This is a genomic window from Alkalibacter saccharofermentans DSM 14828 (assembly GCF_900128885.1).
Classification (GTDB): domain Bacteria; phylum Bacillota; class Clostridia; order Eubacteriales; family Alkalibacteraceae; genus Alkalibacter; species Alkalibacter saccharofermentans.
On record NZ_FQTU01000003.1, the window covers coordinates 105,315 to 128,090 of the forward strand.

21 protein-coding genes are annotated in these 22,776 nt (G+C 41.3%); 16 read left to right on the forward strand and 5 right to left on the reverse strand.

Annotation, left to right across the window (positions count from 1 at the left end):
* The first annotated feature begins 3 nt into the window (after positions 1-3).
* The 3 genes from BUB93_RS03470 to BUB93_RS03480 are packed head-to-tail and all read left to right on the forward strand — an operon-like array spanning position 4 to position 2,167.
* The gene (locus BUB93_RS03470) at positions 4-759 is read left to right on the forward strand and encodes a phosphatase (protein ID WP_073269687.1); all 756 of its coding nucleotides are present in this window, start codon (positions 4-6) and stop codon (positions 757-759) included.
* A gap of 14 nt (positions 760-773) precedes the next feature.
* Positions 774-1,295 (forward strand): peptidylprolyl isomerase, encoded by a 522-nt coding sequence (locus BUB93_RS03475; RefSeq protein ID WP_073269688.1) that lies wholly within the window; start codon positions 774-776, stop codon positions 1,293-1,295.
* Between the two features lie 11 nt (positions 1,296-1,306).
* A complete protein-coding gene (locus tag BUB93_RS03480) occupies positions 1,307-2,167 on the forward strand; it encodes a DegV family protein (protein WP_073269689.1) in 861 nt (286 codons plus the stop codon).
* 43 nt (positions 2,168-2,210) lie between these two features.
* Here BUB93_RS03480 and BUB93_RS03485 read toward each other — a convergent pair whose 3' ends face one another.
* The gene (locus tag BUB93_RS03485) at positions 2,211-3,044 is read right to left on the reverse strand and encodes a DegV family protein (RefSeq protein WP_073269690.1); all 834 of its coding nucleotides are present in this window, start codon (positions 3,042-3,044) and stop codon (positions 2,211-2,213) included.
* Positions 3,045-3,220: 176 nt separating this feature from the next.
* Between BUB93_RS03485 and BUB93_RS03490 the strand changes: the two genes are divergently transcribed.
* The 4 genes from BUB93_RS03490 (at position 3,221) to BUB93_RS03505 (ending at position 7,507) form a co-directional block, all read left to right on the forward strand.
* Positions 3,221-4,558, forward strand: a complete 1,338-nt coding sequence (locus tag BUB93_RS03490) for a glucose-6-phosphate isomerase (protein ID WP_073269691.1) — start codon at positions 3,221-3,223, stop codon at positions 4,556-4,558.
* Between the two features lie 148 nt (positions 4,559-4,706).
* Positions 4,707-5,348 carry a hypothetical protein gene (locus BUB93_RS03495; RefSeq protein WP_073269692.1) on the forward strand — a complete coding sequence of 214 codons (642 nt, stop codon included), beginning with the start codon at positions 4,707-4,709 and terminating at the stop codon, positions 5,346-5,348.
* A 13-nt stretch (positions 5,349-5,361) separates the two neighbouring features.
* The gene (locus BUB93_RS03500; protein WP_073269693.1) at positions 5,362-6,048 is read left to right on the forward strand and encodes a response regulator transcription factor; all 687 of its coding nucleotides are present in this window, start codon (positions 5,362-5,364) and stop codon (positions 6,046-6,048) included.
* Complete coding sequence (locus tag BUB93_RS03505; protein WP_073269694.1) at positions 6,041-7,507, forward strand: sensor histidine kinase; 1,467 nt, start codon at positions 6,041-6,043, stop codon at positions 7,505-7,507. The genes BUB93_RS03500 and BUB93_RS03505 overlap by 8 nt, the downstream gene beginning before the upstream one ends.
* A 26-nt stretch (positions 7,508-7,533) precedes the next feature.
* Here the strand turns inward: BUB93_RS03505 and BUB93_RS03510 are convergent, their stop codons facing one another.
* On the reverse strand, positions 7,534-8,202 hold the full coding sequence (locus BUB93_RS03510; RefSeq protein ID WP_073269695.1) for a TetR/AcrR family transcriptional regulator: 669 nt from the start codon (positions 8,200-8,202) through the stop codon (positions 7,534-7,536).
* A gap of 266 nt (positions 8,203-8,468) precedes the next feature.
* Between BUB93_RS03510 and acpS the strand changes: the two genes are divergently transcribed.
* From acpS to BUB93_RS03525, 3 genes are read left to right on the forward strand one after another with little or no spacing between them, the layout of a single operon-like run.
* The gene (gene acpS, locus BUB93_RS03515; protein WP_073269696.1) at positions 8,469-8,852 is read left to right on the forward strand and encodes a holo-ACP synthase; all 384 of its coding nucleotides are present in this window, start codon (positions 8,469-8,471) and stop codon (positions 8,850-8,852) included.
* Complete coding sequence (locus BUB93_RS03520) at positions 8,853-10,355, forward strand: bifunctional ADP-dependent NAD(P)H-hydrate dehydratase/NAD(P)H-hydrate epimerase (protein WP_073269697.1); 1,503 nt, start codon at positions 8,853-8,855, stop codon at positions 10,353-10,355. It abuts the gene before it with no gap.
* Between the two features lie 56 nt (positions 10,356-10,411).
* Positions 10,412-12,376 carry an NAD(+) synthase gene (locus tag BUB93_RS03525; protein WP_073269698.1) on the forward strand — a complete coding sequence of 655 codons (1,965 nt, stop codon included), beginning with the start codon at positions 10,412-10,414 and terminating at the stop codon, positions 12,374-12,376.
* On the opposite strand, the gene BUB93_RS03530 is transcribed toward BUB93_RS03525, so the two are convergent.
* On the reverse strand, positions 12,369-12,638 hold the full coding sequence (locus BUB93_RS03530) for a YerC/YecD family TrpR-related protein (protein ID WP_200789401.1): 270 nt from the start codon (positions 12,636-12,638) through the stop codon (positions 12,369-12,371). The genes BUB93_RS03525 and BUB93_RS03530 overlap by 8 nt on opposite strands.
* A 182-nt stretch (positions 12,639-12,820) precedes the next feature.
* Between BUB93_RS03530 and BUB93_RS03535 the strand changes: the two genes are divergently transcribed.
* From BUB93_RS03535 to gltX, 6 genes are all read left to right on the forward strand, one after another.
* Entirely contained in the window at positions 12,821-13,630 is an 810-nt protein-coding gene (locus BUB93_RS03535) for a shikimate dehydrogenase family protein (protein ID WP_073269700.1), read from the forward strand.
* 44 nt (positions 13,631-13,674) lie between these two features.
* Complete coding sequence (gene rodA, locus BUB93_RS03540; RefSeq protein WP_073269701.1) at positions 13,675-14,796, forward strand: rod shape-determining protein RodA; 1,122 nt, start codon at positions 13,675-13,677, stop codon at positions 14,794-14,796.
* Between the two features lie 138 nt (positions 14,797-14,934).
* Positions 14,935-16,056 (forward strand): rod shape-determining protein RodA, encoded by a 1,122-nt coding sequence (gene rodA / locus BUB93_RS03545; RefSeq protein WP_073269702.1) that lies wholly within the window; start codon positions 14,935-14,937, stop codon positions 16,054-16,056.
* Between the two features lie 43 nt (positions 16,057-16,099).
* Positions 16,100-17,956 (forward strand): TIGR03960 family B12-binding radical SAM protein, encoded by a 1,857-nt coding sequence (locus BUB93_RS03550; RefSeq protein ID WP_073269703.1) that lies wholly within the window; start codon positions 16,100-16,102, stop codon positions 17,954-17,956.
* The gene (locus BUB93_RS03555; RefSeq protein ID WP_073269704.1) at positions 17,931-18,614 is read left to right on the forward strand and encodes a TIGR03936 family radical SAM-associated protein; all 684 of its coding nucleotides are present in this window, start codon (positions 17,931-17,933) and stop codon (positions 18,612-18,614) included. Before BUB93_RS03550 ends, BUB93_RS03555 begins: the two co-directional genes overlap by 26 nt.
* Positions 18,615-18,632: 18 nt before the next feature.
* The gene (gene gltX / locus BUB93_RS03560) at positions 18,633-20,099 is read left to right on the forward strand and encodes a glutamate--tRNA ligase (protein ID WP_073269705.1); all 1,467 of its coding nucleotides are present in this window, start codon (positions 18,633-18,635) and stop codon (positions 20,097-20,099) included.
* 39 nt (positions 20,100-20,138) lie between these two features.
* Here the strand turns inward: gltX and argH are convergent, their stop codons facing one another.
* Positions 20,139-21,524: an argininosuccinate lyase gene (argH, locus tag BUB93_RS03565; RefSeq protein WP_073269706.1), complete on the reverse strand. Its 1,386-nt coding sequence runs from the start codon at positions 21,522-21,524 to the stop codon at positions 20,139-20,141.
* Positions 21,521-22,750 (reverse strand): argininosuccinate synthase, encoded by a 1,230-nt coding sequence (locus tag BUB93_RS03570; RefSeq protein ID WP_073269707.1) that lies wholly within the window; start codon positions 22,748-22,750, stop codon positions 21,521-21,523. Before BUB93_RS03570 ends, argH begins: the two co-directional genes overlap by 4 nt.
* Positions 22,751-22,776 lie beyond the last annotated feature (26 nt).

The window sequence follows — 22,776 nt, forward strand, 5'->3', positions numbered from 1 at the left end:
GGATTGAAAACAGTTATCGACACACATGTCCATACAGTGGCATGCAACCATGCTTACAGCACTATAAATGAAAATGCCGCAGCTGCAAAAGAAAAAGGACTCGAGCTGATATGCATAACAGAGCACGGAATAGAGCTTCCCGGAGGTCCGCATCTATACTACTTTGCAAATATTAAAGTCGTGCCGCCTAAAATAGAAGGGGTAAAGATATTAAAAGGCATAGAGGCGAACATAATGGACTTCGATGGAAATATGGATATACCTGAGAAATACAGGGATCGGATGGAGATTATTTTGGCGGGACTACACAGCATGTGTTTGGCGCCTGGAAGCAAAAAGGAAAATACGAGGGCTCTTATAAAGGCTATGGAGAAGGAGTATGTGGATGTTATCGTCCATATAGGAAACCCGATTTACGAAGTAGATTATCAGGAGGCACTTAAAGCTGCGAAGGACACCAATACGATTATCGAAATCAATAACAGCTCTTTTGTGCACTCAAGAGAGGGCAGCTATAGCAACTGCAGGATGGTCGCGGAGGAGTGCATGAAAAGGGACATGATGATAACATTGGGCAGCGATGCTCATATTGCATACGACGTTGGAGAGTTCGGTGTCGCCAAGACGATGCTTGAAGAGATAGACTTCCCTGAAGATTTGATAATAAACACACATGTGGACAAGCTTGTAAGATATTTAGAATCCAAAGGTAGAAAGCTTTTCTTGGACCCGCGGATAAATGTAAGAGACCATAGATAAAAAGGAGAATGAAAATGGCAAAAAACCCTATAATAACGATTAAAATGGCAAATGGAAACACTATCAAAGCAGAGCTTTATCCAGACAAGGCACCAAATACTGTAAATAACTTCGTGAGCCTCGTTAGCAACAAGTATTACGATGGACTTATTTTTCACAGGGTAATAAAGAACTTCATGATTCAGGGAGGATGTCCACAAGGTACGGGAACAGGCGGTCCAGGTTACGGAATAAAAGGTGAGTTTTCAGGAAATGGCGTTCAAAATGATTTGAAACATGACAGAGGCGTGCTTTCCATGGCAAGATCTATGCAGCCGGATTCAGCAGGATCACAGTTTTTCATAATGCACAAAAATTCACCTCATCTCGACGGCCAGTACGCTGCTTTTGGAAAAGTTGTAGAAGGGCTGGAAGAGGTTGACGCTATTGCAAATACCAAGACCGGACGTCAGGACAGACCTATCGAGCCTGTAGTGATAGAAGAAATGACAGTTGAAACCTTTGGAGAGAGTTATTCGGAACCGGAAAAAATCTAAGGAGGGGAATCATGGGTATAAAGCTTATTACTGACAGTGCATGCGATTTGTCAAAAGAGTATTTAAAAACCCAGGAAGTTGAATTAATCCCAATTTACATAAGTTTAGATGGCAATGATTTTAAAGACGGAATTGACATCACTCCAGAAGAAATTTATCAAGGCATGAGAGATGGTAAAGTTTATAAGACAGCTCAAATAACCATAAAGGATTTTGAAAAAATATTTGAAAAATATGCGCAAGCAGGTGATGAAATACTTTACTTGAGCTTTTCATCGGGTCTTTCAGGAACTTGCAATGCAGCTCAGATAGCGGCAAATGCAGTAAAAGAAAAATATCCAAATGCAAAAATTCAAATAATCGATACCAAGGCTGCAGTAAACGGACTGGGTTTGATCGTAAAAAAGGCAGTCGATGGAAAAAACAACGGTATGTCATTTGAAGATTTGATCAAGAGTGTTGAGTCAGACGCAGCAAAAATAGAACATATATTTACAGTGGAAGATCTAAACTACCTTTATCGAGGAGGAAGACTCAGTAAAGGGGCGGCGGTTGTGGGAAACATGCTAAACATACAGCCAATACTGAGAGTGGACGAAGATGGAAAACTTGAGCAGCTGGACAAGGTCAGGGGCAGAAAGAAGCTCTTTGGCAAAATATTAAAGCTTATGGAAGACAAAGCAGATGACCTTGGCCGTCAGACGATTGGAATAAGCCACGGCGACGACCAAGAAAGTGCTGAAAAGCTGGTGGAGATGATTAAGGAAAGATTCGGATCAAAAGACTTCATAATCAGCATGATGGGTGCGGCAATAGGCGCCCATACGGGTCCTGGCACCCTATGCGTATTCTTCTTTAATACAAAAAAATAAAAATAGCATGCCGGCTATATGATATGCCGGCATGCTATTTACCTTAATAGGAGATGACGATTCCACCGTCATCCATATATACTGCGCTTAAACCGTTGGCTTCAGTTAAGACCACATCCTTGAAGTTATACTTTTCCATAATCATTTCCTTTACGGATTGGGCTTTTTCGAGTGCGTTACAGTGAACAATTCCAAGCCTTTTGTCTGAGAAATCTGTTTCTGATCCGATAAGGTCTACAAGCTTTTTCAATGCGTTTTTACTGCCCCGAGCTTTTTCGATCAGTTTTATCTCGCCGTGTTCATCTGCCCCCAATATGGGCTTAATATGCAAGAATTGAGCGAACATGCCTGTAAGCTTGCTCATGCGACCGTTTTTAATAAGGTTGTCCAGGTTTTCGAGAACGAACATGGTTTTCATTTCACCTATGTAGCTTTCGACCTTGCTGACGATTTCCGGAAGGGAGTTGTCTTGGTCTGCCAACTCTGTTATTTTTATAGCGATCATAGTCTCGGCTATGGCGGCGCTTAAAGAGTCGAAAATATGGATGAATTTTTCTCCGTATTGTTCAGTGTACATGTCCTTTGCTGTTATCGCGCTGTTATATGTTCCGCTTAAGTTTGAAGAAATGGTGACCACAAAAATATTCTCAGCTTCTTTGTATTTCTCTAAAAAATGATTTGGCGAGGGACAGGCGGTCTTTATAGCTCCCACAGACTTTTTCATTTTTTCTATTATAGTCTCCACAGTCAAGCTTTCGTCGTCCACTAAATCTTCATCACCGATGGTTATTGTGAAAGGCACTGTAGAATGGGGTATCTTGGTCCCCCAGGCTTCGTCAAAGTCACAGCTGCTTCCGACTACGATCTTATAATCCATGATGCACCTCCATTTTCCTTTATTTATTAATACTATCATAGACAACGTTTAATATAAAGAAAGAAATGCTTTGCATAAAAGGTTGTAAAGTTTGGAAAAATAAACTTATCTATTGGTTATTTTGACAACTTTCTGTTATAATTAGGACAGAATATGTCACTGAAAGGATTGATACTATGAGCATAAAAGTCGATATTAAAAATGCTATGATAACCGGAGAGGAAATGTCAAACATTTATACCCAGATTAAACTTGCTGATGAGATGTTAAAAAACAAAAGTGGTGCAGGAAATGATTTTCTTGGCTGGCTTGATTACCCGGACAACTACGACAAAGAAGAATTTGATAGGCTTTTAGATGTTGTGGGAAATATACAAAATGATTGCGAAGCCCTTGTGGTAATTGGTATCGGTGGTTCGTATCTTGGTTCGAAAGCGATAATTGATGCTTTGAATCCTTTTTTTGTCAACGAATTGGATGGAAATCAAAGGAAAGCTCCAAAAATCTACTTTGCAGGACAAAATATCAGCGGAAAATACCTAAAGGCCCTCTACGAAAGAGTCAAAGGCCAAAACTTCATGGTAAACGTGATATCAAAATCTGGAACTACTACTGAGCCGGCGATAGCGTTTAGAGTCTTCAAGAACCTTTTGGAAGAGAAATACGGCAAAGAAGAGTCTAAAAAAAGAATTTTTGTGACCACTGACAAGGCTAGGGGGGCTTTAAAGAGCCTTGCCGACGAAGAGGGATATGCAAGCTTCGTAATTCCTGATGATGTTGGAGGAAGATATTCTGTTCATACTTCAGTAGGCTTGCTGCCAATAGGTGCTGCCGGCTTTGACATCAAGGCTTTCATGCAAGGGGCAAAGGATCAAATGGATGAAATCAATGGTGATGATTCCTTAGATAACCCCTGCTATAGATACGTGGCTGCAAGAAACGTCCTGTACAGAAAAGCCAAAGACACTGAAATAATGGTAAATTATGAACCTGAAATGACGATGCTTGCCGAATGGTGGAAGCAACTCTTTGGAGAAAGTGAGGGCAAGGAAGGCAAAGGCATATTCCCAGTTTCAGTTAATAATTCCACCGACCTGCATTCCCTTGGGCAAATCGTTCAGGAAGGAAAACGAAATATTTTTGAAACTGTCATAACTGTAAATAACCACGAAGAAGACATGATTATTCCAAGTGACGATAACGACTTGGACGGACTTAACTATATAGCTGGCAAAGGAATGAACTATGTGAACACTCAGGCCTATATGGGGACGCTTCTTGCCCATGTGGATGGAAATGTTCCAAACATAGTATTGGAGCTCGAAAAGCTGGATGCATATAATTTAGGGCGACTTGTGTACTTCTTTGAAAGGGCTTGCGGCATTAGCGGCTACGTGCTAGGGGTAAATCCTTTCAACCAGCCTGGTGTTGAAGCCTACAAGAAAAACATGTTTGCGTTGTTGGGCAAAAAGGGCTTTGAAGATCTGGCGAAGCAGCTGAAAGGCAAAATGTAAAATACCATTGAGATAGATTCATTGTGGCTTGGGCAAAATTTGCCTGAGCCATTTTAATTTAATTTTAATCCTAGTCAAATGCTGGATTAATAGGCCTTTACTATGATGGATACAGATAAGGGTGTACCAAGTAGAGGAGCGTGCAAAGATGAGAATTACTCTCGATCAGGTGGAAAACCTGAGAAAAAGAGTGGACTGCGATTATCAAACTGGGGAAAAAGCCTTGAGAAAGTCTCGAGGAGACATAGATGGGGCTGTATTGTATCTAAAGAAAAGAGAAGATTCGCGAATTAAGAAATTACTTCTCGTATTCGAAGATTTTTTAAACAAGATATTCAGTTTCGACATTCTGATGATCAAAAATGATAAAAAAGTAATAGCAATGCCTGCGGCCCTTGTTTTAATTGTGGTAGTTTTATTCAACATACCAATGGCGTTTTTATTGATTGTTGCATTGATAGCTGTAATTAGCGATTATTCCTTTGAAATCGGCGTAAGAAATCAAGAGAATGGGAAAACCATCAAAGAATCGGAGATAAAAGATAATGTCGTTGAAAAAACAGAAAAAACAGAAAAAACAGATATAAAATCAGACAAAACCTACGACGGAGTATATAAAAGCCTGTATAATGTAGATGTGGTGGAGGCAAATGAGAAGAAAATAAAGAGTGACAATATAAGCCTTAAAAGCTGTGAAGAAGATAAGGAACCTTGTTATTCGGATAAGTCGACTGCATATACAGAAAGTCGTATTGATGAACAAAACTGCAACGAGATAATAATAGAATGAGGGAGGACATCCTATGGGCATCAAGATATTGGTTGTTGAGGATGAGGTCAAAATCGCCCGTTTTCTGCAATTGGAGCTGGAACACGAGGGTTATGAGGTTGACTTGGCTTTTGAAGGCAGAACAGGGCTTGAAATGGCTCAGGAGAGCAAGTATGATGTGATAATACTAGATATTATGCTGCCCCTTTTAAGTGGAATGGAGATATGCAGAAGAATAAGGCAGGAAGATCTGAGTGTGCCGGTAATTATGCTGACCGCCAAGGATGATGTAAGCGACAAGGTCATGGGGTTGGATATAGGTGCCGATGACTATATGACCAAGCCTTTTGCAATAGAAGAATTGCTGGCTAGAATAAGGGTAGCTGTAAAAAGAAAAGCCGTCGTGGATAAGCCCGACGGCAACAAGCTGATTATGGGGGAGTTGGTTTTGGACAAAGACCAATATAAGGTTACCTACGAACAGGAATTGGTGGAATTGACTAAAAAAGAGTTTGAACTTTTGGAATACCTCATGGAAAATAAAAACATAGTTTTGACAAGGGACAAAATCGTTGAAAAAGTATGGGGATATGATTATATGGGGGAAACCAACGTCACTGATGTTTACATAAGATACCTAAGAAGCAAGCTCGATCAAAAATATGGCGTAGATCTTATTAAAACAGTACGAGGCGTGGGATATAAGATGACTGATGAATAAAAGAGAAAATTCGATCATAGGGAATCTGTTTTCAGGCCTTGAATATTTATTGAGGCTGCCGATGATTTTAATCGACAATATAACTCGGATTTTGAAGTTTTCGATTAGAACAAAGATAACGTTAAATTATATTTTACTTTATAGCGTATCCGCACTATTAACGGCTGCTTTAGTTAGTGGCGGATATCTTTTAATAACCAGAAACCAGATATACGAAAGAAACAGGGATTACATAAATGAAGCCCTGGGGGCAGTTTCACAACATGAGTCAAACGTTGAGCTACAACAGGAATTAGAGCATATTTACGAGGAAAGTGGAATAAACATATTAGTCACAAACGCAGTGACTCAGGAAAGTGCTGCAACCACCCAGTTCTACCCCGTCGTCAATTACCAGTTTTTGACTGAAAACAACCCTTTGTACAAAAGTTTTTCCATAGTCAGCTTGCTTTCTTACGATCTCATTGCTTTGGAGGCAAGTCAAGGGGAGTACAGCAGGGTAGTGTTTTTTTTCAACGTGGAAGAAAATATCCACACACTTAAGATTGTGCTGATTTTAATGAGCTTCGGGTACATATTGGGATTATTGATGATACTGGTTCTAGGAGATATAAAACTGCGAAGAGTGTTGAACCCCATTAAAAAGATATCAAAATCAGCAAAAAACATCAACACGCAGAATCTGGACACGAGAATAGACGTGGGCAGGGCAAAGTATGAGCTCAAAGATCTTGCAATAACGATAAACGAGATGATAGACAGAATTCAAGACGGCTACAGAAAGCAGCAAAGGTTTGTTTCAGACGTTTCTCATGAGCTTCGAACCCCAATTTCAGTAATAAATGGCTATGCAAACATGCTTGACAGGTGGGGGAAAAACGACCCTGAAATTTTGCAGGAGTCAATAGATGCCATGAAAAATGAAGCTGGAAACATGTCTGATCTAGTTGAAAAGCTCTTGTTTTTGGCTAGACACGACAGGGATGCATTAAAATATGAAATTACTGAAGTGAATTTGAGTGAAATAGTTGAAGAGGTGGCTAAAGAGACGGCAATGATCGACAGCGAGCATGATATTTGTGCTGATTTGACTTCCGGAATATGGATTGAAGGAGACCCAAACAGAATAAAACAGGTTATAAGGATTTTTGTTGACAATGCAGTGAAGTACACACCTGAAGGCAAGAAAATTCAAATAAGGGCTTTTATTGAGAACGAGTTCTCCGTGGTGGAAATAACTGACGCTGGGATAGGTATTTCAAAGGATGATCTAGACAATATATTTGAGAGGTTCTATAGAGCTGACGAATCCAGAACCAAAACCACCGGTGGATACGGCTTAGGGCTGAGCATCGCAAAGGTGATAGTTCTCCAGCACGGAGGAAAGATAAAAGTGAGGACAAAACCGGGGATAGGAAGCAGATTCAGCATATATCTTCCGACGCTTTCGAGAAAATAAAAAACGCCCTTAGGCGTTTTTTATTTTCAGTCATCATCGCTTACAAATGATTCTAAATCAACCTGAAGAGCCATTTCAATGGCTTTGTTCATCTTCTCTTCGAAGATTTTTTCATCTATGCCCACACTCATTATCCAAAATCGCGATATGAAAAACATCGCATCTTTGTAGCTTAGGTCCAAATTGCCTGCGATTATATTTCTGAAGATACTCGTGGCAACGGAAAAAGCTGAAATGGTGTAAGCTTTTAAAGCAGTTGAATCGAGATTCATGTTGTAAGCCTTCAATATGCCGTCAAACTGTTTAGTAACCATGTAGTTCAAATCGTAGTCGTCTACGTTCTCTACCGGGCTGTCAAAAGGATGTGTCGATTCCATGTAGAGTTTTTGGTACAATTCGTCTTCCAACAGTATTCTGTAATACAGAGAAACATACAAGAAGTGGCTCAACATGCCGTCGTCCTTGAATGGAACTTCCTTTTCCGCGTAGTCGAGAGTTTTCAGTATGAGGCTGCCGAATATATGGTCGGCTATACCCTGCTTGTTTCGAAAATAATAATAAAGCAGCGGATTTTTGACACCGGCCAATTCAGCTATGTCTCTTACGGAAATGTTGTTCCATCCTTTTTCCAAAACAAGTTCTTTTGTTACGGATAAAATCTTTCTCCGCGTTTCAATGCTTTTTTTATATACCATATCCATCACCTAATTTTAGTATAGCATAAATTGGTTTTTGATTAAACTAAATTCTTTTGCTGCTAAATTCTTTTGAGGCATTCAGCTCCGAATAATAAAGCTTTATGTTGCTTTATTTATGATAAAAAGATTAGCCTCCAGAGAGTACGATGTTTTATATTGGTGAGCCCCCGCTATCGATGATACAGGAGCAACAGAGGTATAATCCGTGGCATTTTATGATATAATCATAACATCAGTCAAATAATCAACAGAGGAGAATGAGATTGATCTACGGTATAGGCAACGATGTGATAGAAGTGGATAGGGTTAGAAAGACTATTGAAAAGAATCCGAGATTTTTAGTTAAATATTTTACCGAATCAGAGAGGGAATACTTCAATAAACGAAAAATGTCTCCCCAGACAATTGCGGGCTACTTTAGCGCGAAAGAGGCTGTTTCCAAAGCGATGGGAATGGGTTTTCGTTTTTTCAACATGTCCGATATAGAAATAGTAAAAGATGCTTGGGGCAAGCCTGAAGTGGTTCTTATCGGCAAGGCCTTTGAATACGCTAAAGATAACAACATAGGCTCTATTTTAATAAGCATATCCCATAGCGAGAAATATGCGACTGCCATGGCCGTTGCAGTATTGAAGGAGGGGTCTTAATTGTACATATACACTGCCGATGAAATGAAGGAAATAGACGAAAAAACCATTGGAGGAGAGGACGGCAAATCCCTTGAATTGATGGAAAAAGCAGCAAAATCAATATATAATGTCCTTAGTGACAGGATAACCGGCAAAAAAAAGCACAAGCAAGTATTGGCGGTGTGCGGGAAAGGCAATAATGGGGGAGACGGTCTTGCACTGTCTAGGCTATTGGGCAACGATGGCTTCAATATCAGGGTTTTAATGACAGCCGGGGAGAAGGAGCTTAAAAGGGATACATCCGTAGAATTAAAAAGGCTTGAAATCTCAACGGACAATGTATATTATTTGGGCTCATCTTCGAGGGAGCTGTTAGACCAGATAATCGGGGACTCGGACTTTATTATAGATGCGATATTTGGTACGGGCTTTAAAGGGAAAGTTGATGGAGAGCTGTCTGATATAATGTTAAAAATCAACGATAGCAAAGCAACGGTTGTAAGCATAGACATACCAAGTGGACTTGTCGGAAACAATGGCAGGGTTTACGGCAATGCCATAAAAGCTGATTTTACTGTAGTGGTTGATTCCCTTAAAACAGGGAACCTATTGGGACAAGCTCCTGACTACAACGGTGAAATAATCGTGGGAGAGGGAATCGGACTGGATAAGTCTCAGGCTTCACCTGATAAAAGGTTGCTGTCGGGAAAAACTGCGGGTAAAATGAAAACCAGAAGATCCTCTGGCCATAAATACGATTTTGGAAGCCTGGCGATTGCCGGAGGAAGCATAGGAATGACGGGAGCGCCGCTGCTGAGCGCTAAATCAGGTCTTGGAAGCGGCTGTGGGCTTTCCACTGTCTTGATAGATAAAGAGGCTTATGCATACTGCAATAGTCCCTGGCCTGAAGTGATGATCAAACCCTATGCAAATGAAGTTGAATTTGAAAAGCTTTTGGAAAGAGCCACGGCTGCTGTTTTCGGTCCTGGAATGGGAATGGATGAAAAGTACGATAAGATGATGATTAAAGCCCTTAAGCGCGATATCCCAATAGTTGTAGATGCAGATGGAATATACAGGCTTAACAAAGCCAGAGATCAGCTCGTGCTTAAGGATAAAAACTTGATAATCACACCGCACCTAGGCGAAATGGCGAAACTCTTTCGAGTGAAGACTGAAGACGTTTTGGACGACCCCATATATTTTGTTAAGTCGGCAGTAGATTGCTACAATGCAGTAGTTGTTCTTAAAGGACCCTGTACTGTCATAGGAGCAAAAAATGAATTGTGGTTTTATTACAAGCCTAATTCAGGGATGGCCTGTGGGGGAAGCGGAGATGTGCTTTCAGGAATCATAGGAGGCCTTTGCGCACAAGGATACGAAACTTTGGAAGCGGCAAAAAAAGGCGTGGTGATTCACGGAACGGCAGGAGAGTTCGCCAGAGCGGAAAAAAACGAGTGGGGCATGTGTGCAGGAGATATAATCAATAACATTTACAAAGGAATAGAGCCTTTGGTTTAATAGTAGAAGCTTTGGTTTAAGAAAACATAAAACAAATAACTAAATGAGGTGGAGACTTGTATAGACATGGTTTTTACAGAGTAGGGTGCGGTGTGCCTGAACTGAAGGTAGCTGACGTGGATTTTAATTTAAGCGCTATTAAAGAAATGATAAATGAATCGATAATAAAAAATGTTGACATCTTGCTTTTACCTGAGCTTGCAATTACAGGATATACATGTGGGGATCTTTTTTTTCAAAAAGCTCTGATGGACAGATGCGAAAAGGCAATAGGGGAGCTGGCAGGGTTCTTGGAGAATAAGCCGATTCTTCTCGCCATAGGAGCTCCCGTCAGGATGTTCGACAGGATTTACAATTGCGGAGTAGTTATTCAAAAAGGCAAGATACTGGGAATGGTTCCGAAGATGCATCTGCCTGAGTACAATGAGTTCTATGAGAAAAGATGGTTTTCCTCAGGTTATGATTTTGAGGAGAACATGTGGGTGGATTACTGCGGACAAAGGGTTCCCATGGGGAGCAAGATATTGTTTAGAAATAAATGCAACCACGATCTTGTTGCCGGAATCGAAATATGTGAGGATCTTTGGGTGGCCATCCCCCCAAGCAGCAACCTGGCACTGAGTGGCGCCACGCTGATATTGAATCCTTCTGCAAGCAACGACTTGGTAGGCAAAAGAGATTATCGTTTAGAACTTGTCAAGCAGCAGTCGGCGAGGTGTCTTTGTGCATATGCATATGCATCCTCTGGATTTGGAGAGTCTACCACTGATGTGGTTTATGGGGGCGACTCAATGATTTGTGAAAACGGAGCTTTGCTTGAAGAGGGAAAAAGATTTGACATAAAGCCCTCCTTGACATTTTCTGATGTGGATGTGGAAAAGCTTGCTGGGGAGAGGATAAAGAAGCATTCCTCTTTTCATGAAAACAACAAGCACAAAGGCGCTGATTATATTTTTGCTGAATTCGAAATAGAAGGTGAAAAAAAAGAAATCAAGAGGAAAGTCTGGAAGCATCCATTTGTACCGGCGGGAATCAAAGACAGAAATACAAGGTGCGAAGAGATTTTCAATATCCAGACGAGCGCTTTGGGGAAAAGGATGATTCACACCTCAGCCAAAGCACTGGTTGTGGGAATCTCAGGAGGCCTGGACTCTACATTGGCGCTTTTAGCCTGCGTGAAGACATGCGATAAGCTTGGATTGGACAGAAAAATGATCAAGGCCATTACAATGCCTGGATTCGGCACTACTGACCGTACGTATCAAAATGCAATCAGCCTGATGAAAAATCTTGATGTATCCCTGGAAGAAATATCGATTGTTCCGTCAACGCTGCAGCATTTCAAGGATATCGGTCATGATCCGAGCGTACACAACGTTACATATGAAAACGCACAAGCCCGGGAACGTACGAAGATACTCATGAACATAGCCAACAGGGACAACGGGATGGTTATAGGAACAGGGGATCTTTCGGAACTTGCTTTGGGATGGGCTACCTATAATGGGGATCATATGTCCATGTACGGTATAAATAGCGGAATACCGAAGACCCTTGTTAGGTATCTGGTCAAATGGATAGCTGACAACAGCTTGAAGGAAGTAAAGGAAACCCTTTATGATGTTTTGGATACCCCGGTAAGTCCGGAGCTTCTGCCACCGGATGAAGAGGGAAATATTGCCCAAAAGACTGAAGAAGTCGTAGGTCCTTATGAAATCCACGATTTTTACCTTTATTATGTGGTACGTTATGGATTCAGGCCTTCAAAAGTTTTTGAACTCAGTAAATTGGCGTTTAAGGATGATTATAGTGAAGAGGTCTTGATATTTTGGCTTGAGAGATTTTACACAAGGTTCATAACACAGCAGTTCAAAAGATCCTGCTTGCCTGACGGACCCAAAGTGGGGTCGATAAATCTATCGCCAAGAGGGGACTGGAGAATGCCAAGCGATGCATCTCACCAGCTCTGGAAAGATGAGATTCAAAAGCTTAAAAGGGATTTAAACATCAAGCCTATTTGATTTTTTCGAGTATGGTCTTATACCCGGTTCCGTATTTCAGGCATCTGCTGACCCTGCTTACTGTAGTGGAGCTGGCGCCGGTTATCTCTTGGACCTCAGAAAATGTCTTTCCATTAAAGAGGCCCTGGGCGATTTCCAACCTGTGCTGCATGTCCTCAATTTCCTTGATGGTGCATAGGTCTTCTAAAAATGACAGGGTTTCATCGGTAGATTCCAAAGCGGAAAGGCATTTTAATAAAAGATCGAAATTTTCTTTATTCAAAACGATAACCTCCAGATTATAGATGTCTTGGTGTTGGGACTATATGAAGATTATACTTTATTGCAGTAAAGTAGTAAAGAAATAAATTGATAATTGATATGTGGAGAGCATTGCAATAGAATAATAAAGTCGAAACAGTTTTTTAATATCAAGGAGAAAATAGAAAGGGTGATCACGCTTCAATGAATAAATTTTGTTTAATCGGAGAAAAGCTGTCTTATAGCTTTTCACCTTACATACACAAGGAGCTCTTCAAGCTTACAGGAATTGACGGAGACTATGGCATAGAAGAAATACCGAGGGACGTTTTTAAAAGCTCTGTAGGGGAAATCATCAAAAGCTACAAGGGATGCAATGTGACTATCCCATACAAGACTGAAGTAATGGAGTTTTTAGATGAAATTGACTCAACTGCTCTGGAAGTAGGAGCAATCAACACCATTAAAAACGTTGGAGGGAAACTCTACGGATACAATACGGATATACATGGATTTGGAGAGACGCTCGAAAAATTCCATATCGAAATCAAAAACAAGGTATTTGCCATCGCAGGTACCGGAGGGGCTGCAAAAGGGGTATATCATCATATTAGAAACCATGAGCCCAAAGACATTATATTTTTAAGCAGAAAAAAGGAATCAGATTGGATAAAGGGCTACGAAATACTTGATTACAATGATTATAAGCCCGGATCTGCCCATGTGCTCATTAACACCACGCCAGTGGGGATGAGCTCAAAGGATATAAGCCAGTCACCTTTAGGAGAAGATAAGCTCCCAGGGTTTACCCATGTCGTTGACCTTATATATAACCCAAAAGAAACCATGCTCATGGCTCTTGCTAAGAAACAGGGTGCTACCGCAGTAAACGGGTTGTTCATGCTTGTAAGCCAAGCGATCAGAAGCGAAGAGATCTGGAATGATATCCAGGTGGACTGGGATGTGAAAGACAAAATATACGAAAAAACTTGGAATTTAATGTACGATGAATGATTTTGTGGTATAATCCTTTGATTGATTAACTTTGAGGTGAAATGATGGAATGGGTTAAATACCTAAAAAAGATGGATTTTGTGCTGTTATTTGTAGTAATGGCTTTATTCTCAATCGGCTTGATGGCTATAACCGTAGCGACGAATACTGAAAATTTTGTGGGAGGAGATCCTTCCACCTTTATAATAAAACAGATAATAGCCTTTGGCATAGGGTTGACGGGATTGTTAGTTATAATCGCCATGGATTATAGAACATTGGGGCAATACTGGATTCATATATTTGTTTTGACTGTTATAAGCTTGTTGCTAGTCTTCATCCCAGGTTTGGGAATAGTAAATAAAGGGACTAGAGGATGGATCAGCTTGGGATTTATGGACCTGCAAACTTCGGAAATCGCAAAGCTGGGCTTTATAGTTGCATTTGCCAAGCTTCTTGAGATAAGAAAAAATAAACTCAGCAACATAATAGATGTGATGATTCTGGTGGCCTTCATATCAGTCCCCATATCCGTTGTCCTTCTACAGGGGGATTTAGGCCAGGCTCTCGTGTTTGTAGTTATCGCCGCGGGAATGCTTTTTATGGCGGGAATTGACATAAGGTATGTTTATGGTGTCTTCGGCGCTATAATAGTGGGATTTCCCGTCATGTGGAACTATTTTATGCAGGATTATCAGAAAAAAAGGATAATCACATTTTTCAATCCTGCCAACGACCCTCTAGGAGATGGTTACCATGCGCTGCAGTCCATGATAGCAATCGGCTCGGGAGAGGTTTTCGGAAAGGGAGTATATGCTGAAAACACAATGACGAAGCTAAATTACCTTCCTGCCCAATGGACGGATTTTATATTCTCGGTCATATCTGAAACAGCGGGGTTTGTGGGTGCATCCATAGTAGTGATACTTTTAGGGATTTTTTTATTCAGGTTGTTAAAGGATGCAAAAAATGCAAAAGATGAGTTCGGTACGTTGATTGTATCAGGAGTCTTTTTCATGTTTTTATTTCAGATATTCGAAAATATAGGCATGACTATGGGAATAATGCCTATTACAGGCATTACGCTTCCGTTCTTAAGCTACGGGGGAAGCTCTCTGATGACAAATATATTTGCCGTAGGATTGGTTTTGAATGTTCATATGAGAAGGCATCATATCAGCTTCTAAAGCTATGAGCTTGCCGAAAGATCGGGAGGCTTTTTTAAAATTTCTAAAGTTGTGGTATAATCAACCTTTGGCAAAACTCAAAATTGATTCTGAAAGTCAGCCGTATAATCAGAAACAATAGAGAAAAAGAGGTGTTCCATGAAATTGATTTCTTACCTTAAGAAGGTGGATTACGTGCTTTTAGTGGTGGTGCTGCTTTTGAGCGCAATAGGGATAGCCGCTATAGGGGTAGCTACGAATACAGATAATTTTCTAGCCGGAGATTCGGCGGATTTTATATTTAGACAAGCCGTAGCTCTCAGTCTGGGTTTGACTGGGATGCTGATAGTCATGTCCATAGACTACAAGGTTCTTGGGAGGCACTGGATGTTGATATTTGCCGTATGCATACTGCTTCTTCTTGCTGTCTATGTTCCAGGACTAGGGATAGTCAACAAAGGCAGTCGAAGATGGATAAACATGGGCTTTATGGAATTCCAGACGTCTGAGATCGTTAAAATCGGGTTCATCATAGTGATGGCAAAGATACTGGAGATAAGGAAAAACAAATTAAACAGCATCTTTGATATCCTGGTGATTTTTGCCGCGGTGCTGGCCTTCGTTTCCTTGGTTTTCATACAGCCTGACCTGGGGCAATCCCTCGTGTACATAGTCATCGCTTCGGGGATGGTGTTTGTTGCGGGTATTAATATGAAAATAGTATTTGGAGCGTTGGGCGCGATTATAATAATTGCTCCTATATTGTGGAATTTCATGATGGAGGATTACCAAAAGAACAGGATAATATACTTCCTGAATCCTACTCTCGATCCACTGGGACAGGGCTACCATACGATACAGTCTATTATAACCGTCGGGTCGGGAGAAGTTTTTGGGAAAGGCTTGAATGCCCAAAATACAATGACCAGTTTGAACTACCTACCTGCCCAATGGACTGATTTTATATTTTCGGTAATATCGGAGTCTGCAGGTTTTGTGGGAGGTTCTGTTGTAGTGCTGTTATTTGGATTGATGCTGTTTAGGCTCTTAAGGGATGCTAGAGCTGCCAAGGACGAGTTTGGAACATTGATAATAGTAGGAGTGTTTTTTATGTTTGCATTTCAAATTTTTGAAAACATTGGAATGACCTTAGGGCTTATGCCCATAACGGGAATAACGCTGCCTTTTTTGAGCTACGGTGGGAGTTCGCTTATGACGAATCTAATTGCCGTAGGGCTTGTGTTGGGCGTTCATATGCGAAGACACAGCATAAATTTTTAACGAAACTGCTTAATTTAGCGGGATAATGGAAAGGAAACATGGGATGGATAATATAATCGACAGTATTTTGCCAAAGGTTGAAACGCCTGCAAGATACGTTGGAAATGAGATCAACAGTGTAAAAAAAGAAATTAATGAAGATACGGTAAGGTTTTGCATGGCATTCCCAGATGTATACGAGGTGGGTATGTCCCACTTGGGAATCAAGATACTGTATCATTTGTTAAATGAAAGAGATAAGACGTATTGCGAAAGAGTTTTTGCGCTTTATCCTGATATGGAGTCAATCCTAAAAGAAAAGGATATCCCGCTATTTTCAATTGAAACTAGAACTCCGTTAAGCGAATTTGATTTTGTTGGGTTTACCCTTCAGTACGAAATGAGTTATACGAATATATTGAACATGATGGATATGGGCGGAATACCTGTATATTCCAAAGACAGAACTGAGAAGGATCCATTGGTGGTCTTTGGAGGACCATGTGCTTATAATCCGGAGCCTGTTGCTGATTTTGCAGATTTAATCGTAATCGGCGAAGGAGAAGAAGTCATCCAGGAGATATTAGACCTTTACGAGAAGGAAAGGGACAATTACATCAAGGCGGATTTTCTTAGAAAAGCAGCGGCAATCCAAGGGGTATACATACCGGCATTGTATGAAGCCCTATATCATGAAGACGGTACGTTAAAAAGCTTCAATCCGTTCCATGAGGGAGTTCCTAAGTCGGTCAAGAAACGATTCGTTAAGGATTTGGACAATGTTTATTACCCAGATAGGTTTATAGTGCCATATATTGAAATAGTTCACGACAGGAGCATGCTGGAGCTTTTTAGGGGATGCACAAGAGGGTGCAGATTCTGTCAGGCAGGGATGCTTTACAGGCCTCTTAGGGAAAAAAGCCTTGATACGCTTAAGAAAAATGCCGATGATCTTATTAAGAACACAGGGTATGAGGAAATATCCCTGTCTTCACTTTCCACCATGGATTATTCATGTCTTCCCGAATTGACGGACTACCTGCTTGAAAAATACCAAAGCAAGAGGATCTCTGTCGGACTTCCATCCCTTAGGATAGACAGTTTCTCCATCAAGACTGCGGAAAAAATACAAAAGGTAAGAAAGACCGGACTTACATTTGCTCCGGAGGCTGGCACTCAGAGGATGCGGGATGTAATAAACAAAGGCGTCACGGAAGAAGATCTTATCCAGTCTGTCAGTGAAGCCTTTAATCTCGGATGGGGTCATGTGAAGTTATACTTCATGATAGGACTGCCAACAGAGACTAGAGAAGACCTTGATGGAATCACCGAGATGGCGTTTAAGGTCTTGGACTCATACAATCAGACAGTCAGCGACAAGAAAAACAAGAAAATCAAGATTGTCGTCAGCACGTCCTCATTCGTGCCTAAAGCTTTTACCCCGTTTCAATGGGTAGCCCAGGACAGCGTAGAGGAAATTGCGGATAAGCAGCAGCATATAATTAAGAACATGAGAAGCAGAGCTATTGACTATAGTTGGCACGATCCTCACGTCAGCCGCCTTGAAGGAGTATTCGCAAGGGGAGACAGAAAGCTTTCCGATGTGATTTACAGGGCGTTTAAAAAAGGTTGCAAGGCAGATGGATGGAAGGATTCCTTCAAATACGAAAATTGGCTGGAAGCTTTTGTTGAAGCGGGGATTGATCCTGATTTTTATACCACAAGAAAAAGAGGGGTCGATGAGCTTTTCCCATGGGATTTTATCGACATTGGGGTGACAAAATCATTCTTGGTCAAAGAGTATGATAAGGCTCTAAATGAAGAGCTGACTCCCTTTTGCAAATACAGATGCGTAAATTGTGGGTTCAACGACTTTGAAGAAGGGTGGAAATGTCGTGTATACAGCAAGGATAAAGTTTAAAAGAGAAGCGGATATACGTTATATTTCACATCTTGACATGCAGAGGATGGTTCAGAGGATTTTAAGGCGTGCCGAAGTTCCAATGAAATACAGCGAGGGATTCAATCCCCATCCCAAACTGGCATTTGCCATGGCCATGGGGGTTGGGTTGACATCGGATTGTGAGTATGTGGATGTAGAACTTATGGAAAGCATAGACCCGGTATTGCTGGTTGGGAGCATGAATGAGTCTGCTCCTAAAGGGTTTGCGGCATTGAAAGCAATAGTAACGGAAGAAAAACTCCCATCTCTTACATCTTTGATTGAAGAGAGCGTCTATCAAGTAACCTGTCTTTTAAATGCTTCTGGGGAAGTGGAGCGGTTATCTGATCAGTTAAAGTCGATTTTGGATAGTGAAAGCATAGTTTACAGAAAGAGAAACAAAAAAGGCAAATGGTCTGACAAGGAGATAAGGCCCCTTATCAAGGAACTCTCCGCGAGTACAGAGGGATTAACGGTGAATATTATAGCGAGGCTAGCAACGGGAAGCAAGGAAAACTTGAGGCCTGAAGTGGTTTTAGACAAGATAGATCCTGAGAAGAGCCTTTTTGATCAGGAGCATGGGTGCGTCTATCATAGATTGTTTTTAGGAAAGGTCAATGGAGAAGAGCTAATTTAATTTTTAGGAGGTAATACGATGGTTAGAGTTAGATTTGCGCCAAGTCCTACCGGATATGTGCATATAGGATCCTTGAGGACTGCGCTTTACAATTATTTGTTCGCGAAGAAAAACAACGGTTCATACGTCTTAAGGATAGAGGATACTGATCAAAAGAGGTTGGTTGAGGATTCGATGGTCAACCTAATAGAATGCCTGGAAAAGACTGGGCTTATTCACGACGAGGGACCTACTTTTGATAATGGAAAATTAATTCAAAAGGGAGAGTATGGTCCATATATACAGTCAGAAAGGCTGGATATATACAAAAAATACTTAAGTGATCTCCTGGAAGATAAGCATGCATATCATTGTTTCTGTTCAAAGGAAAGGCTGGAAGAGGTGCGTGAAAATCAGCGCCGTGAAAATATGACTCCAAAATACGACGGCCATTGCAGAAACCTTTCCAAGGAAGAGGTTGAAAGAAGGGTTGCAGCTGGTGAGGAATATGTCATTAGGCTCAGGATGCCGGAAAATTCAATTATAAGCTTTTATGATGAAGTAAGAGGGGATATAAAAATAAATAGCGACGAGGTTGACGATCAGGTCTTGATAAAATCAGACGGTTTCCCCACGTATCACTTTGCAGTAGTGATAGACGATCACTTAATGGGTATTACCCATGTGATCAGGGGAGAGGAATGGTTGCCTTCTACCCCAAAGCACGTTTTGTTATACGAAGCATTCGGCTGGGAAAAGCCTACGTATGTCCATTTGCCAAACATCCTAAATGCTGACAAGAAAAAGCTCAGCAAAAGGCAGGGAGATGTCGCAGTAGAAGATTTCCTAGCGAAAGGGTATCTGCCGGCAGCCTTGATAAACTACATTGCCCTGCTGGGGTGGAGTCCGGATGTGAACGAAGAGATATTCTCCATGGAGGAGCTTATAGCCCATTTCGATGTCAAGAGGGTGAACAAGTCAGGTGCTGTATTTGACGTAAACAAGCTCAACTGGATGAATGGCGAATATTTGAGGAAGCTTCCAACAGAAGAGCTGACAAAACTGTGTGCTCCTTTTATGATGGAAACTGGATATGTCACCGATGAGCAATTTGAAGCTGATTTTTCATACTTTGAGAAGATAGTGGACGCATTTAAAGAAAAGATGGACAAGTTCTCGGATATAAAAACTGAAATGAAAAATCTCTTCGAATACGATGGTGAAGTAACCGATGAAATTAGGGAAATGCTCCAGCTGGACACGACCCCTGTTCTTGCTGAATCGGCGGTAGAAAAAATGGAAAAATTAGACGAATTCACGCCGGAAACATTAAAGAAAGTATTTAAAGAGATTCAAAAGGAAAAGGGCATCAAAGGAAAGAGCCTGTTTATGCCCGCCAGGATAATAGCGACCCGACAGATGCACGGATCAGATCTAATGAAAATCATGAGCATTCTAGGGAAAGAAGAAGTAATAAAAAGATTTGAAAACTTCAGAAAGATTTAAAAAAGGCTGCACTTTACTCTTTGTAAAGTGCAGCTGGTTTTATTTAGGCGTATTTTCAAGAAGATAATTTCGATTTATAAACAATACCTTCTCCATGCTTTCTATAGATGGTCCGCCGATTACTTTTCGATTGTTGACGCAAGCTTCAATGGTGATATGATCGTATATGGTCTCGTCGAAAACAGGCGATATTTTCTTGAATTCTTCAAGGGACAGATCCTCGATGTTTTTGCCCTTTTCTATGCAGTACAATACAAGCTTTCCAATTATTGAGTGGGCTTCCCTAAAAGGCATGTCTTTTTTTACGAGCCAGTCTGCTGCATCCGTGGCATTGGTGAAAGCCTTCTTGGCTCCCTCGTACATGACTTTTTTGTTTACATTCATGGTCTTTACCATGTCCGTAAATATAGGAAGACACATAGATATGGTTTTTACTCCGTCGAACACAGCCTCCTTGTCCTCTTGCATGTCTTTGTTGTAGGCCAAGGGGATACCTTTCATCGTGGTCAAAAGTCCCATCAAATGTCCGTAAACTCTTCCAGTCTTTCCCCTGACCAGCTCGGCAATGTCAGGGTTTTTCTTCTGGGGCATAATGCTGCTACCTGTGCTGTAGGCATCATCCAGTTTGATGAAGTTAAACTCATCAGAGCACCAAAGAATTATTTCTTCGCTAAACCTGCTTAAATGCATTATGATCATGGACAGCGCGCTTAAAAACTCTATGCAGTAGTCCCTGTCGGATACTCCGTCCATGCTGTTTAAAGTAACAGCTTTAAAATCCAGAAGGTCAGCTACCATTTCTCTGTCGAGATCGTAAGTAGTTCCGGCTAAGGCACTTGATCCAAGAGGCATGATGTCCGTACGAAGGTAGCAGTCGGCAAGCCTTGCCCGGTCCCTCTTGAACATTTCGAAATACGCGCTCAAATGATGAGCCAAAGTTACAGGCTGCGCCTTTTGAAGATGCGTGTATCCCGGCATAATGGTTTTTTTGTGTTCTACTGCCAAGTCCAAAAGCACCTGCTGGAGGTTGTGGAGCATGGCATCTATGGATTCTATCTGGTCTTTGACGTACATCCTCATATCTAGAGCAACCTGATCGTTTCTGCTTCTGCCTGTATGCAGCTTCTTGCCAGTATCGCCTATTTTTTCTATTAGAAGCTTCTCCATGTTCATGTGAATATCCTCGGCGGAAATATCAAACTCCACTTTGCCGCATTGGATATCTTTTAAGATTTCCTTCAGTCCTTCAATAATTGCCACGCTTTCCTCAGAGGAAATGATCTTTTGTTTTCCAAGCATCTTGGCATGGGCGATGCTTCCCTTGATATCATAAGGATAAAGTATGTTGTCAAAATGTATGGATGAGTTGAAGTCGTCCGTCAGCGGATTGGTCTCCTTTGTAAAACGTCCTCCCCAAAGCTTCATTTTTTCACGTCCTCGTATAGTTGATTGTTCTTTTCCTTCATGAGGGCTCTGACCTTAAGAGGCAGACCGAATAATCTTATGAAGCCTTCCGCATCCTTGTGGTCATATAGCTCTCCAGTATCGAAACTAGATATTTCCTCGTTGTAAAGGGAATAGTCTGATTCAATTCCGGCCAGGACTATGTTTCCCTTGTAAAGCTTGAATCTTACCTTTCCGGTAATTACCTTTTGTGTTTCGTCAACAAAAGCGCTCATGGCCTCACGCAAAGGCGTGAACCATTGTCCGTTGTAGACCATCTCTGAAAACTTGGTTGCTGCTATCTGCTTGAAGGAGTAGGTTTCCTTGTCGAGGCAGAGGTGCTCCAGCTCCTGGTGGGCTTTGTATAGGATTGTTCCTCCTGGGGTTTCGTAAATTCCACGGGACTTCATGCCTACGATGCGGTTTTCGATAAGGTCGATTACTCCAATTCCGTGCTTGCCTCCTACTTCATTGAGCGCTCTCAGCAAGGAGGTGCCGTCCATCTTCATTCCGTTTAACGCTATGGGAATGCCCTCTTGGAAATCTATAGTTATATACTCGCTTTCATCAGGTGCGTTTTCCAACGTGTTGCACATCTGCAAGATCTTGCTGTGATCTGGCTCTATTGTTGGGTTTTCAAGCTCTAAACCCTCGTGGCTAAGGTGCCAGAGGTTTTTATCTCGGCTATAGCTTGAGTCTTTTTTCATGTTAAGCTTAATATCGTTTTTGATGCAGTACTCGATGGCGTCTTCTCTGGACTTGATATCCCATATTCTCCATGGAGCAATTATCTTAAGGTGAGGAGCCAGTGCGGTTATGGTTAGCTCGAATCTTACCTGGTCGTTTCCTTTGCCGGTAGCACCGTGGCAGATTGCCTCTGCACCTTCCTTAAGGGCATAGTGGACCAATCTCTCTGCGATAAGCGGTCTTGCAATTGATGTGCCTAAAAGGTACTTGTTTTCGTAAACTGCTCCCGCCTTCAAAGTAGGAAAAACATACTCGTTGACGAAAATATCTGTTACGTCATCTATGTAGAGTTTGCTTGCTCCCGAAGTCAGAGCCCTTTCCTCCAAGCCGTCGATTTCTTGTCCTTGTCCAACATCTATGCATACTGCGATTACCTCATAGTCGTAATTTTCCTTCAACCAAGGTATAATGGTAGTAGTATCAAGACCACCTGAATATGCCAAAATAACTTTCTTTTTCATCTAAATAGCGACCTCCATAATAATTA